We start from the raw sequence: 13,909 nt of genomic DNA on the forward strand, positions 1-13,909 counted from the left end.
CTATATATTATTCCGGCATAGCTCAGTTGGTAGAGCACCTGACTGTTAATCAGGTTGTCGACGGTTCGAGCCCGCCTGCCGGAGTCAGTAATATTGTAATGCCGGCTTAGCTCAGTTGGTAGAGCATCGGTATCGTAAACCGAGGGTCGGGGATTCGAGCTCCTCAGCCGGCACTTGATTTACTTGATGAAAGTCACTAGATAATCTAGTGGCTTTTTTGTTTGCCAATCGAATAAATGGTATAGTACATTTGAAATATTGGTATAGATATAGAAAACCTGTTGTTTATTGGTTTAATTAAGATTTTAAGCTTGTGGTATATAGAAATTGGTGGTACCCTATGTTTGTGAACAAAAACGTAAATGATAAACGATAAACAAACTGTTGGGGGTAATCATCATGACAAAAGTACTTATTGTATGCGGTAGCGGCATTTCTAGCCAACTGTTAAAAGAATCTGCAATGCGGTCCACCGAAGCTTACCATACAGATATTACATTTGAGTCAACAAGCTTTTTAAACGCGCCACAGGAAATGGACGATAGCGACCTGGTATTAGTCGCACCTCAAGTTTCTTACCACTATGAACAGCTAACGGCTGCTCATGATCGGGTTGAACAAATTCCTGATGATATTTATGCTTGGTTGAACGGTGAAAGTCTGGTTAAATTTACCATGCGCGAATTAGATAAAAATAAGGTGAATGAATAGTTAATCAGTTAAATTGCCATAATTCGAAAAAAATTTCATTCCATATTAACGGCGTTAAGTCGCGGAATCCGGCTTGTTTCTAAGAGAGACTACGTTGCGTTACCTTCATTAAGAGGGTATAATACTCTGTATGTTTCAATTAGAAAATTATGAGTTGCGGATTACCCGCGGCTTTTTCTATTCACTTTGGTAAATAAATGGGCTTACTTAAGTGAGAGATGTTTGGAGGTATCAGGTTTGGAAAACCAAAACGATAACAAACTTGACCGTTCATTCTTTGGCCAACCGCATGGCCTGTCCACATTGTTCTTTACTGAAATGTGGGAACGGTTTAGTTATTATGGTATGAAAGCAATTCTGATCTACTACATGTACTTCTCAATTGCAAAGGGTGGCCTTGGCATGGACAAGGGCCTGGCTGCCAGTGTGATGTCAATATACGGCTCTTTAGTTTATTTGTCTTCTGTCTTAGGTGGTTTCCTGAGTGACCGAATTTGGGGTTCACGACGGACTGTCTTCTATGGTGGGGTTTTGATTATGTTTGGGCATATCTGCCTGGCTTTACCATTTGGAAAGATTGCTCTGTTTATCTCCATTTGTTTGATTACGATTGGGACCGGTTTGTTGAAGCCTAACGTTTCTGAAATGGTTGGTTCTCTCTATACCGAAGAAGATGTTCGTCGGGATTCTGGATTTACCATCTTCGTTTTCGGGATCAACTTAGGGTCATTGATTGCGCCATGGGCAGTCAGCAAGATGTGGACATCATTTAATTTCCACGCCGGCTTCTCATTAGCCGCTATCGGGATGTTCTTTGGCCTGATTTTCTACCTGCATGGTGGGAATAAGTATTTGAGCAAGGATTCACTTTATCCTGATGACCCGTTGGAACCAGGGGATGCTAAGAAGTTATCCTTCCGAGTGACGATCGGGGCAATCGCGTTCATCTTAATTCTCTTGATCATGAAGGTCTTTGGTGCTTTAAACATCGCCAACTTTATTACGCTCTTGAGTATCATTGCCGTTTTGACACCAGTTGCATACTTCGCAATGATGTTGACGAGCAAGAAGGTTACAAAAACGGAGAAATCTCGTGTTTGGGCCTACGTACCGTTGTTCATTGCAGCTGCGATTTTCTGGTCAATTGAGGAACAAGGCTCGGTTGTGTTGGCAATGTTTGCCCAGTCGCAAACGCAAAACCACATTGGTGGGTTTACCATCAACCCTGCTAACTATCAATCATTGAACCCGTTATTTATTTTGATCTACACCCCAATCTTTGCCACCCTTTGGACGAAGTTAGGCAAGAAGCAACCATCATCACCACTGAAGTTTGCTATCGGGATGATTTTTGCTGGTATTTCATACTTGTTCATGGTGATTCCAGTCAGCATGCATGGGACGTCAGCACTTGTTAGTCCATGGTGGTTGGTTGGGAGTTGGGCAATCATTGAAATTGCCGAATTACTGATCTCACCGATTGGATTGTCGGTCACGACTAAGTTAGCGCCGGCGGCATTCCAGTCATCAATGATGAGTATGTGGTTCTTAGCTGATTCAGCTGGCCAAGCGGTCAACTCACAAATAGTTAAGTATTACACCCCAGGGACTGAAGTCCAATACTTTACAGTCATCGGGATTGTCTCTATCGTCTTTGCCATTATCCTGTTCTTTATGGTTAAACCAATCAAACGCCTGATGGCAGGTGTCGATTAATACAAATCACAAAGAGTTGTGTTACGATATTTCGTGACGCAACTTTTTTTATGCGGTCTAAAGAACCGGATTAACCGCGGTTAACACAATGGCTATCAAGCTAGAGAGGTGAGCAATAATGGTCAAGATAGCACTCACAAGTGACAATCATTTTGATATTAATCAAGTTGATGTTTCTGAGATGATTCAATTACAGGGAACCTGGCTGATGCAACGTGGCGTCAACATTTATTTGATTGCGGGGGACCTCTTTAACCACTTCGATAAGAGTCTTGACTACGTGCAACGCTTGCAGGCGTTTGTTCCTGACATTACGGTCCGGTTTATTGCGGGGAATCATGATATGGTGAATGGCGTGTCATTCGATGAACTTGAACAACCGCTTGATCCAACGTATTTGCACAACCAAAGTATGGATATTAGCGGCACTGATTGGCGGATAGTTGGTAACAATGGCTGGTACGACTATAGTTTTGCGGACAGTCTGCATCGCTCCGAGGACCGATTTGCCCAGTGGAAACGAGCTTACTGGTTAGATAGTGCGATTCCACAACCATTATCTGACCCTGAACGCATGCAGCTTGTTTTAGGCCAGGTACGCGCGCAATTGGCGCTGGCTGCTCACGATCATAAACGAGTGTTATTTATGACGCACTTTGTCCCACGCCCGGAGTACTTGCATATTACGCAGGATGACCGATTTTGGAATATGATGATTGCCATGCTTGGTAGTCGTCATTTGGGGGATCTCCTGGCTGAATATCGGGTTGAACGCACTTTATTTGGTCACATGCATATTCATCCTGCGCCACGGCTGATTACTGGCACGACATACTATGATCAAGCGGTCGGGTACGGGACAAAGCGGCGGCATGAATGGCTGACAGACAGTTTCCTTAAAGAGTGGCAATTACGAACCGAATTGTGACCCTTTAACCGGCAAACTGCAAAAAATGGTTGACGATTAACCCTGTTTTTTGGTATTATAATGAAGTTGATTTATTTCAGGTCATCACTTATGGATGGGTAGCGAAGTCTGGCTAAACGCGGCGGACTGTAAATCCGCTCCTTCGGGTTCGGTGGTTCGAATCCACTCCCATCCATCTTTATTGGGGTATAGCCAAGTGGTAAGGCAACGGGTTTTGATCCCGTGATGCGCTGGTTCGAACCCAGCTATCCCAATTCAATTCGGTTTCGGGTTGACTAATTATACAGACTATTGTATGATTATAAATGTTCTTTTTAATAGTTTCTTTTGGATGGGTAGCGAAGTCTGGCTAAACGCGGCGGACTGTAAATCCGCTCCTTCGGGTTCGGTGGTTCGAATCCACTCCCATCCATTCTATTATTGGGGTATAGCCAAGTGGTAAGGCAACGGGTTTTGATCCCGTGATGCGCTGGTTCGAACCCAGCTATCCCAACTAGATCAGTCACGGTGTGTGACTGATTTTTTTACCCTTTTTTCGTGACTCATTGAGACTAGTGGTCTAGCTCGAAATTGGTACAGAACGGTCCAGCTGAACTGGATACAAGCAAACGGCATTTTACAGAGCGGGCACAGTGTTTTATGTAACCGCTATATTAATGAACAAACCGCCGATAGTCGCCACACTTTTTTGGTATAATAGAATTAGCAATAATACATTGAGCATGCTCAGTAAAGAGGGGTCGAACATGAAAATTGGCTTTATCGGGGTCGGTGGTATGGCTCAGGCTATTATCACAGGTCTGTTGAAGAAGGGGACGGTTGCTGCATCAGACATTCTGGTGCACAGCGCCCACGAGACGTACAAAACGGTTGCAGCAAAAAAAGGCGTCACCGCTATTGCTGATAATCGCGCGTTAGTTCAGCAAAGCGACTATGTTGTTTTAGCCGTCACACCGAACGTTGCAGCTGACGTGCTGCATGACATTGAACCAGTTCTGGACGCCAAGAAACAGGTTTTGATTTCAATCGTTGCTGGATTGGAACTGAATCGTCTCGAAGAATTAGCGGGCTACGATCTGCCAATTCTAAGGACGTTGCCTAATCTCAACGTGGCTATCTTGGCCGGGATGACAGCAGTTCATGGTAATGCGCAATTAACCGGCGAAAAAGCCCAAACGGCAATCAGTTTGTTTGATGCTATTGGGAGTACGACGGTTTTACCTGAAGCTGATTTTGCGACCTTTTCTGCCCTTGCTGGGTCTTCACCCGCATACGTTTACCTTTTCATTGATGCGCTGAGCCGAGCTGGCGTTAAATACGGGTTGACTAAGGCGCAAGCAACTCAGATTGCCGCACAGGCGGTGACGGGGTCAGCGCAAATGGTTTTGGCGTCCGATGAAAATCCGTTTGCACTGATCGATCAGGTATCGTCACCGGGCGGCAGTACGGTGGCCGGATTACTGTCTATGGAGGAAAATGGGTTTATGACCGCCGTGGTTAAGGGCATCGATGCGACAATCAGTAAGAATAACGAAGAATAGACTTTTGGTCTATACCGGTGTACAATATAGTTGTTGACCTGATGACGAATGATTTAGGAGGAAACGACGATATGAGTACTGTGTTGAAGCACGCTACGATTTACACTGGTGAGGACGTTATTACTGACGGTTATTTACGGTTTAATGAACAAATTGAGGCGGTTGGCCCCATGAGCGAGTACCGGGCACTGCCAAATGATGAGGTGACCTTCGTTAACGGGAAGGTGATCGTTCCAGGCTTCATTGATGTGCATACTCATGGTGGTTACAGTTTTGACGCAATGGATGGCGATGCTGACCAAATTAACGAAATGGTGAACGACATGGTTAAGGAAGGCATCACAACGGTCTTTCCAACCACGATGACCCAGTCGACAGAAAATATTAATCACGCCATGTCAGGAATCAAAGCAGCTGCTGCCAAAAATCCTGTGATTCAGGGTGTCCACTTGGAGGGGCCGTTTATCGCGGCCATTTACAAGGGTGCTCAGCCAGAAAAGTATATCAAGGATCCTGACGTTTCACTGCTTGATCATTGGAACGAGTTGTCGGGCGGGTTGGTTAAATTGATTACGTACGCGCCAGAGGACGATGGGGCGGCTAAGTTTGAAGACTACTGTCTTGCACACAAAATCGTCCCCTCAGTTGGCCATAGCAACGCCACACGGGCACAAATGCTAGCTAGCCGTGCAACCCACGTGACACATTTATATAACGCACAACGTGAATTTAAACACCGTGAGCCGGGTGTTACCGGCCACGCAATGCTTGAAGATAATATGTACGCTGAATTGATCTGCGACGGGTTTCATATCGTCCCAGACATGATCAAATTAGCGTATGAACAAAAGGGACCAGAACGAATCGAGTTAGTGACTGATTCTATGCGGGCGAAAGGGATGCCTGAGGGAATCAGTGAACTTGGTGGCCAAAAGGTCATTGTTAAGGATAAACAAGCACGATTGGAATCCGGTAATCTAGCGGGTTCTGTGCTCCGCTTTGACGATGCCTTCCGCAATATCATGAGCTTTACCGGCTGTGATATTGCGGATGCCGTCCAGATGGCGTCCGTTAATCAGGCTGAAGAATTCGGCCTGACACAAAAGGGAACGCTTGAACCAGGTAAAGATGCTGACTTAAACGTTTTTGACCGGGCCCTTAATCTACAGACTACTTACAGTCTCGGCCGGAAGTTTACAACCGACGAAACTGTTTAGTGAGATCAGAAAGGTCGTTGGTTTTATGGGATCACCAGTTTATATTCAAATTCATAATGATATTAAGCGCTCAATTGAGAGTGGTAAGTGGTCCGTTGGCGACCGCATTCCCTCAGAACGAGAACTTGCTGTTGAGTTTAACGTCAGTCGGATGACGTTGCGTCAGGCGATTCAAACATTGGTTGAAGAAGGCATCCTTGAACGATTCGTCGGGTCGGGGACCTTCGTAGCGAACCAAAAGGTGCAAGAAAAGATGTCCGGTGTGACCGGCTTTACGGATGTCATGCTGGCTCAGGGTAAGAAACCATCTAGTAAGACGGTCTCTTACCACGTGATGAGTCCCTCGTTAAGCGAAGCCGAAAAGCTGAAGCTTAAAGACGGCGATCAGGTCTTGCGGATGGAGCGAATCCGTTATGGCGACGGGACACCTATTAGTTTTGAAGTGGCGACGATTCCAGCAACGGTGGTTGAAGGGTTATCTAAGCCGGAAGTAACGGACTCGTTGTATCGGACACTGGAAACTAAGAAAAATCTGATTCCGGGACGAGCAAAGCAAAATGTGTCGGCATCATTGGCCTCAGAACGAATCGCCGAATTTTTGGATATTAAACGCGGTGACGCCATTCTGCGTCTCTGGCAAATCTCCTACCTTCAGGATGGCACACCATTTGAGTATGTGCGGACCAGTATGTTGGGGAGAGGTTTGAGTTTTATTTGGAAAAGTAAAGAGTGTGGAAGAAGACGGTTAAAGACCGGAGCATAAGGGGAAGTTGGTATAAAGCCTGGGTTTGGCTTTGTACCAACTTCCCCTTATGTGCAGGTCTTTGTCTTCAGGAGCACGTTTCGGCACGGTAACAGTAGAAATACACTCAGATAAATCAAACAAAAGTAAACCCAAACAAAAAAAGATTGAGAAAGCGCAACCCACTTTCCCAATCTTTTTCTTTACAATAACCACAAAACACAACACCCTGTTGTCAACGCAGCAATCAATCCAGCTCATCACGCTTCTGCCGCCGAACGGCTCGCAAATATCGTGGTAAAGCCAACATCCGTTTAAACCGCGTGGGTTCACTCAACAGGCGATAAAGCCATTCAATATGATGATTAATGAAGAATTCCGGCGCCCGTTTTGTCATGCCGCTCAGCACATCAAAACTACCACCGACACCCATCCACAGACCGTTATTTTGGTGGCGATAATCGGCAATTAATTGTTCCTGTTTAGGAAAGCCCACAGCCAAAAATACCATGTCAGGTTGCGTTTCGGCAATATCCGCTGCAATGGGTGCGAAGTCATTGAAATACCCGTTACGCATGCCTTTAACGGTTAAATTTGGATAGTCGTGAGCAATAATGGGGGTTAGGGCGTCAATCACTTCCTGCTTGGCACCAACAAAGTAGGCTGATTTGTGCGCGTCGTTCCCCCACTTTAGCAAGTCAACAAGCACATCATAGCCCGTAATACGTTCCGGCAGGGTTGTCCCTAAAATATCAGCACCCTTGATGATACCGATGCCGTCTGGTGTCACGTAGTCTGCATTTTGGAGGAGTGACAGGTAGTGGCAATCCGTTTGCGCATACATGACGATTTCCGGATTGGCCGTTACCACAAATATATTTTCGCGTTGAGAGACACGTGTTTCGACGGCTTTTAGAAAATGACGCTGCGTCGTATTAATGAAAGGTACTTGTAAAATTTCAATTGTCTTAAATGTTGTGGCCAAAAAAATCACCTATTCGTTTTATATTGTTTGATATTCATCAGTTTAAATGACGACACTCGTGTTTAATGATAAAATAGTGACTAATTAACGCAATAAAGGAGAAGCAGACATGGCAAAGCAGTATCCAGATGATAGTACCACATTACACACGGATGCATATGAGCTTAGTATGATTCAGACCTATTTTGAGAAAGGGATTCAAAATAAAAAGGCCATTTTTGAAGTGTATTTTCGAGATATGCCATTTAAAAACGGATTCGCCGTTTTGCGGGCCTCGAACACATTATTCATTATATCGAAAATTTACGCTTTACCGATAGTGATATTGACTATTTAAAAGAAAACGAGGATTTTTCTCCAGCATTCCTCGATTATTTAAGGCAGTTTCAATTCAAGGGCACGGTGCGGTCCGCTGTCGAAGGCGAGCTAGTGTTTCACAACGAGCCGATCATGCAGATTGAAGGGCCATTGGCTGACTGTCAGCTGGTTGAAACGGCGATTTTAAACATTGTAAACTACCAGACACTGATTGCAACGAAGGCTGCTCGAATTCGTTCAGTTGCGGGTAACGATGGTATTTTGGAGTTTGGGACGCGACGGGCACAGGAATTCGATGCGGCCATTTGGGGGACTCGCGCCGCATACATCGGCGGATTTGATGCAACATCGAACGTTCGCGCCGGCAAGCTGTTTGGCATTCCGATCAGCGGGACCCACGCCCACGCGCTGGTTCAGACGTATGGCAATGATTATGATGCGTTTAAAGCCTATGCGGATACCCACCGGGATTGCGTTTTTCTCGTCGACACATACGATACCATTAAATCCGGTGTGCCGTCAGCCATTCGGGTCGCTAAAGAAATGGGCGACAAGATTAATTTCCAAGGCGTCCGGATCGATTCTGGCGATATGGCGTATCTCTCTAAGCGCGTGCGGGAACAACTCGACGATGCTGGTTTTCCAGATGCGAAGATCTATGCGTCAAACGATCTTGACGAAAAGACCATCATGTCGCTGAAAATGCAGAAGGCTAAGATCGACGTTTGGGGTGTCGGGACGAAACTCATCACCGCGTTTGATCAACCCGCCTTGGGTGCAGTTTATAAAATGGTCTCGATTGAGGATGACCACGGTCAGTTAAAAGACACGATCAAGTTGTCTAACAACGTTGAAAAAGTGTCGACACCAGGTCGTAAGCAGGTCTGGCGGATCACCAAAAAGGCCGATGGTAAATCGGAGGGCGATTTCGTTGCGCTGTGGGATGAAGATCCTCGCAATGAAGACTCGCTGTACATGTTCCATCCTAACTATACGTACATCAACAAGACGGTGACCGATTTTGATGCGCGGCCAGTACTCCAACCGATTTTTGAAGACGGCCGTCTCATTTACCAACAACCGGATCTGGATGACATCCGGGAGGGCTGTCATGAAAATCAAGAATCGTTGTGGCCAGAGTATAAACGCGATCTTAATCCGCAAAAATACCCAGTCGACTTGTCACAAAAGTGTTGGGATAATAAAATGAACTTGATCAATCGCATTCACGAGTACGTTAAGAAGTTGGACTTTGGCGATTAGCCCGGCGTTAGATGCCATCCTAGACTGAGTCAGATAAGGAAGTAACGAAGTATGAGAAAATTACAGGCAGAGATTATCGACGCGTTGAAGGTCAGTCCTTCAATTGATCCAGAAACAGAAGTCCGGCGTAGTGTGGATTTTTTAAAGGCCTATCTTAAAAAAACTGGCCTTAAAGGATTAGTTTTAGGTATTTCTGGTGGACAAGACTCCACGTTAGCTGGTAAACTATCAGAACTAGCATGACGGAACTTCGTCAGGAAACTGGATCAGACGCCTACAAATTTATTGCTGTTCGATTACCCTACGGTGTTCAAGCTGATGAATCAGACGCCATGAAGGCCATCGAGTTCATGGGTGCAGACCAGGTGGAACGGGTGGATATTAAACCCGCCACGGACGCAATGACGACCGCAGTCGAGGCTAATTCAGAAACGATCAGTGACTTCAACAAAGGCAATATTAAAGCACGTGAACGAATGACAGCGCAGTTTGCGATTGCTGGTGCCAATGGCGCAGCAGTTGTTGGCACGGATCACGCTGCCGAAGCGGTGACAGGCTTTTACACTAAGTTTGGTGATGGTGCCGCGGATGTGACGCCACTCTGGCGGCTGAATAAACGCCAGGGTAAGCAGTTATTAGCCTATCTGAAGGCACCAGAGACCCTTTACACGAAGGTGCCAACGGCTGATCTGGAAGATGACCGTCCGGCATTGCCTGACGAGGTAGCACTTGGTGTTCGGTACGATGACATTGACGATTATCTAGAAGGCAAAACCGTCAGTGATCAAGCAGCGGAAACGATTGAAGGCTGGTACGTCAAGACCAGTCACAAACGTCATTTGCCAATTAACGTTTACGATACATTTTGGAAATAAACTTTAAACCAACCGGTTGTAAAAGATACCCCCTGTCCATTAAGACGGCAGCTCGTACCATTTTTGCAGCCGGTTTTGATATAATAAAGATGAGGGAGTAACCAGCAGGATTCTTCTGTGACCGACCCGTCAGCAAGGGATGCAACATCTCCGGGGAGGTCTTAAACGGTGAGACTTATAACGTCTAGTTTAAGTTAAACAGGAGGATATTTTTATGGCAGACCAACCATGGTACCAACGGGAAACTGACGACATTTTTAAGGCACTCGACACGGGCGAACAGGGGCTAACTGATGATCAGGTGGCTCAGCGGAGAGCAAAATACGGTGAAAACCGCCTCTCTGCAAAGAAGCAATCCAGTCTTTTAGCCAAGTTTGGTGCCCAATTTAAGGATTTCATGATCATTGTGTTGATCGTCGCAGCACTGATTGCCGGTGCAACAGGTGAATTAGTCGACGCCATCATCATTTTGGCCGTGGTACTGCTTAATGCGGTGTTTGGCGTTTTTCAGGAATCTAAAGCTGAAGAAGCAATTAATTCGTTAAAGGAAATGGCTGCACCGATGGCACATGTTGCTCGAAATGGTGGAACAGTAACCGTTAAGAGCGACGAACTCGTGCCGGGGGACATTGTTTATCTTGAAGCGGGTGACATTGTCCCGGCAGATATGCGGTTGTGTACCGCCAACACCATGAAGGTTGAAGAATCTGCTTTGACGGGAGAGTCAGTGCCGGTTCAAAAACAGGCCGCCGTCTTAACGGCATCTGATCTGCCGCTAGGTGACCGCAGCAACATGGCTTACATGAACGCCAACGTCACAACTGGGCGCGGGACCGGTGTCGTGGTCGCTATTGGGATGCAGACCGAAGTTGGTCGAATTGCTGGGATGTTGGACGCAGCAGAAGAAACCAAGACGCCGCTACAGGAGAACTTAACGCAGCTTGGGAAATGGCTGACCATTTTAATTCTTGCCATTGCCGTGTTAGTCTTTGTTATCGGCATGCTGCGGGGACAAGAAACGATGATCGACATGTTGCTGACAGCTATTTCGTTAGCCGTGGCAGCCATTCCAGAAGGATTGCCGGCCATTGTAACGGTGACGCTGGCATTGGGTACGCAGCGGATGGCTAAACGCCACGCCTGATTCGCAAATTACCAGCAGTTGAAACGCTTGGCAGCACGGACATTATTGCGTCTGATAAAACCGGGACACTGACCCAAAATAAGATGACGGTCGAACAAGTCTATGAAAACGGCCAACTGACGCCCGCTGCTGAGGCTAAGGTGACAATGACAGATCCCATTGCATTGGCGATGGTGCTCAACAACGATGGGCAGCCGGACGGTGACACCTTACTTGGTGACCCGACGGAAACCGCATTGATCCAGTACTACATCGATCGCAATAAACAGCCGCTAGCCACCATTGCGAGTCATCCGCGGGTCGCTGAAATTCCGTTTGATTCTGAACGGAAATTAATGACCACCTTTAATGAAACAGCCGATCATCAACTCACGCAGTACGTGAAGGGGGCGCCTGACCAACTGTTGAAACGGGTGACCCGAATCGCTGATCGTGGGCAGGTTCGCGCAATTACGAATGCGGACCGGGAAGCAATTTTGGCCACCAACCATGATCTGGCTACTCAGGCATTACGTACTGGCCTTCGCTTATCGCCCGGTTGATGCGGTTCCTGAAAAACTCACGAGTGCGTCAGCTGAACAGGATCTGATCTTCATCGGATTGATCGGGATGATTGATCCTGAACGGCCAGAGGTGGCCCAAGCTGTTACTGAAGCACAGGCAGCCGGCATTCGACCAATTATGATTACGGGTGACCATAAGGACACGGCTAAGGCCATTGCAGTCCGGTTGGGCATTTTGTCAGAGACACCAACGGCGGATGACGCCGTAATTACCGGAGCAGAATTAGACCAACTCTCTGATGAGGCCTTTGCAAAACAGGTCCGGCAGTACGCAGTGTATGCGCGGGTCGCGCCAGAGCATAAGGTCCGAATCGTGCACGCTTGGCAAAAACAGGGTAAAGTAGTGGCCATGACTGGTGACGGTGTGAACGATGCGCCAGCACTTAAGACCGCTGATATTGGGGTCGGAATGGGAATCACCGGGACTGAGGTCTCCAAGGGTGCGAGTGATATGGTGCTCGCGGATGATAATTTCTCGACGATCGTTGTTGCGGTTGAAGAGGGCCGAAAAGTCTTTGCGAACATCCAAAAATCCCTCCAGTATTTACTGTCTGCCAATATTGGGGAAGTTCTCACCTTGTTTGTGATGACACTGCTTGGCTGGCAAATTCTAGCGCCCGTTCAGATCTTATGGATCAACCTGGTGACCGACACATTCCCAGCCATCGCGTTGGGATTGGAGCCAGCTGAACCGGACATTATGAAACGCAAACCGCGGGGCAGACAGTCAAACTTCTTTTCTGGCGGGGTGTTTGCTAACATTGGGTACCAGGGGGTATTAGAAGGCGTCATGACGCTTCTAGTATACTGGCTGGCCGTAACGTTCCCCGTCCACACGAGTTCTGAAATGATGCATGCTGACGCGTTAACGATGGCGTTTGCTACGTTAGGACTGATCCAGCTGTTTCATGCGTTTAACTCAAAGACCATTCATCAGTCGATCTTTAAGGTTGGCCTTTTTCGCAACAAAGCGTTTAACTGGGCCATCCTAACGGCGTTTATCCTCTTGGCGGCAACCATTGTTGTACCAGGGTTTAACACGATCTTCCACTTAACACCGCTGAATGGTGTGCAATGGGCTGTGGTGCTTAGCGCTGGAATTGCCATGATTCTTATCGTGGAAGTGGTAAAATGGGTACAGCGTCGATTAGGCCAAGAATAATACCCCGTGGTTTACGCCAGAAAATTGCTGCAGGCCACGATCAAAAAGGAGATTCACACAATGAAACCAAATAATATGACGGGTTATTTACAAGCCCTGACTAAAATTATTGAAGCCACTGATAAAACGGGTGGCGAGATGAACCCCGACTTCACGAAACTAAGTGATGCGATTGATAAGGATAAGGTTGCAGATCTTGATGAAGCAACGTTAACGGCAATTAAGGCCACGTTCCAAAAGGGGACTGATGCCTATACTGACAATCTGAATCAGTTGCAACAGGCTAGTGTCCCAGTTCGGTTACTTGGCAAACACAAGCAGTTAGTTGCCGCTTACCGCAACTATGCGGATGCCTGCCAGAAGATGGTTGATGCCATTGATCCAGCAGCACAAACTGTGGATACTGAGGCGTTCGACGCTTCAGAAAATGAACAGGAAAACATGATGGATAAGGTGACTTCTGCCACTCAGCGGATCATGTCTTCTGTGATGTAACCGAAACCGTTTTATAAATGAATGAGAGCTGCTCGGCACTTGTGTCGGGGGCTTTTATTTTTTGGGGAAGTTGATTTTTTTGTGCGGATTGCGCGGGTGTTGCGTAGTTAGTGTTGAGGGGAGAGAATTTCAATTAAGGCCTTTTAAAATCAAGGTAGTTGCATCGTGGTGGACAATATGGTCGTGCATTGAAATAAGCCTGAATTATTCATAGTTCATAAAAATCCCGTCAGTTTTCGTATTTTTTCG

At 46.6% G+C, this 13,909-nt stretch carries 7 protein-coding genes, 6 tRNA genes and 4 pseudogenes; 16 read left to right on the top strand and 1 reads right to left on the bottom strand.

The annotated features are described in order from the left end of the window. Positions 1 to 11 precede the first annotated feature (11 nt). From JCM11969_RS14150 to JCM11969_RS14205, 12 genes and pseudogenes are all read left to right on the top strand, one after another. Positions 12 to 84: transfer RNA gene (locus tag JCM11969_RS14150), tRNA-Asn, on the top strand. A gap of 16 nt (positions 85 to 100) precedes the next feature. Beyond that, a tRNA-Thr gene (locus tag JCM11969_RS14155) sits at positions 101 to 173 on the top strand. A 226-nt stretch (positions 174 to 399) separates the two neighbouring features. After that, positions 400 to 711, top strand: a complete 312-nt coding sequence (locus JCM11969_RS14160; protein ID WP_054712158.1) for a PTS sugar transporter subunit IIB — start codon at positions 400 to 402, stop codon at positions 709 to 711. Between the two features lie 237 nt (positions 712 to 948). Next, positions 949 to 2,427 (top strand): peptide MFS transporter, encoded by a 1,479-nt coding sequence (locus JCM11969_RS14165; protein ID WP_054712163.1) that lies wholly within the window; start codon positions 949 to 951, stop codon positions 2,425 to 2,427. 118 nt (positions 2,428 to 2,545) lie between these two features. Further along, entirely contained in the window at positions 2,546 to 3,355 is an 810-nt protein-coding gene (locus JCM11969_RS14170) for a metallophosphoesterase (RefSeq protein WP_054712165.1), read from the top strand. 92 nt (positions 3,356 to 3,447) lie between these two features. After that, positions 3,448 to 3,530, top strand: a tRNA-Tyr gene (locus JCM11969_RS14175). A gap of 7 nt (positions 3,531 to 3,537) precedes the next feature. Then, positions 3,538 to 3,609: transfer RNA gene (locus tag JCM11969_RS14180), tRNA-Gln, on the top strand. Between the two features lie 75 nt (positions 3,610 to 3,684). Then, a tRNA-Tyr gene (locus tag JCM11969_RS14185) sits at positions 3,685 to 3,767 on the top strand. A gap of 9 nt (positions 3,768 to 3,776) precedes the next feature. Further along, positions 3,777 to 3,848 (top strand) — tRNA-Gln (locus tag JCM11969_RS14190). Positions 3,849 to 4,101: 253 nt separating this feature from the next. Continuing rightward, the gene (proC, locus tag JCM11969_RS14195) at positions 4,102 to 4,896 is read left to right on the top strand and encodes a pyrroline-5-carboxylate reductase (protein WP_054712167.1); all 795 of its coding nucleotides are present in this window, start codon (positions 4,102 to 4,104) and stop codon (positions 4,894 to 4,896) included. A 71-nt stretch (positions 4,897 to 4,967) separates the two neighbouring features. After that, positions 4,968 to 6,113: an N-acetylglucosamine-6-phosphate deacetylase gene (nagA, locus tag JCM11969_RS14200; RefSeq protein ID WP_054712169.1), complete on the top strand. Its 1,146-nt coding sequence runs from the start codon at positions 4,968 to 4,970 to the stop codon at positions 6,111 to 6,113. Positions 6,114 to 6,138: 25 nt separating this feature from the next. After that, positions 6,139 to 6,839, top strand: a pseudogene (locus JCM11969_RS14205) (GntR family transcriptional regulator). A gap of 263 nt (positions 6,840 to 7,102) precedes the next feature. On the opposite strand, the gene JCM11969_RS14210 reads toward JCM11969_RS14205, so the two are convergent. Beyond that, complete coding sequence (locus JCM11969_RS14210; protein ID WP_054712171.1) at positions 7,103 to 7,840, bottom strand: WecB/TagA/CpsF family glycosyltransferase; 738 nt, start codon at positions 7,838 to 7,840, stop codon at positions 7,103 to 7,105. A gap of 109 nt (positions 7,841 to 7,949) precedes the next feature. Here JCM11969_RS14210 and JCM11969_RS14215 point away from each other — a divergent pair. The 4 genes and pseudogenes from JCM11969_RS14215 to JCM11969_RS14230 all read left to right on the top strand — a co-directional run bounded on the left by JCM11969_RS14215 (position 7,950) and on the right by JCM11969_RS14230 (position 13,660). Next, positions 7,950 to 9,421, top strand: a pseudogene (locus JCM11969_RS14215) (nicotinate phosphoribosyltransferase). 51 nt (positions 9,422 to 9,472) lie between these two features. Continuing rightward, positions 9,473 to 10,296, top strand: a pseudogene (nadE, locus tag JCM11969_RS14220) (NAD(+) synthase). 214 nt (positions 10,297 to 10,510) lie between these two features. Continuing rightward, positions 10,511 to 13,165, top strand: a pseudogene (locus JCM11969_RS14225) (cation-translocating P-type ATPase). A 60-nt stretch (positions 13,166 to 13,225) separates the two neighbouring features. Continuing rightward, positions 13,226 to 13,660 carry a hypothetical protein gene (locus tag JCM11969_RS14230; protein WP_054712174.1) on the top strand — a complete coding sequence of 145 codons (435 nt, stop codon included), beginning with the start codon at positions 13,226 to 13,228 and terminating at the stop codon, positions 13,658 to 13,660. The last annotated feature ends 249 nt before the right edge of the window (positions 13,661 to 13,909 follow it).

The organism is Secundilactobacillus paracollinoides DSM 15502 = JCM 11969, assembly GCF_001311135.1.
Taxonomy (GTDB): domain Bacteria; phylum Bacillota; class Bacilli; order Lactobacillales; family Lactobacillaceae; genus Secundilactobacillus; species Secundilactobacillus paracollinoides.

Excerpts from the sequence above, each read along its gene's own strand:
- JCM11969_RS14170 (WP_054712165.1), top strand. The coding sequence starts at position 2,546 with ATGGTCAAGATAGCACTCACAAGTGACAATCATTTTGATATTAATCAA.
- JCM11969_RS14230 (WP_054712174.1), top strand. The coding sequence starts at position 13,226 with ATGAAACCAAATAATATGACGGGTTATTTACAAGCCCTGACTAAAATT.
- nagA (WP_054712169.1), top strand. The coding sequence starts at position 4,968 with ATGAGTACTGTGTTGAAGCACGCTACGATTTACACTGGTGAGGACGTT.
- JCM11969_RS14160 (WP_054712158.1), top strand. The coding sequence starts at position 400 with ATGACAAAAGTACTTATTGTATGCGGTAGCGGCATTTCTAGCCAACTG.
- proC (WP_054712167.1), top strand. The coding sequence starts at position 4,102 with ATGAAAATTGGCTTTATCGGGGTCGGTGGTATGGCTCAGGCTATTATC.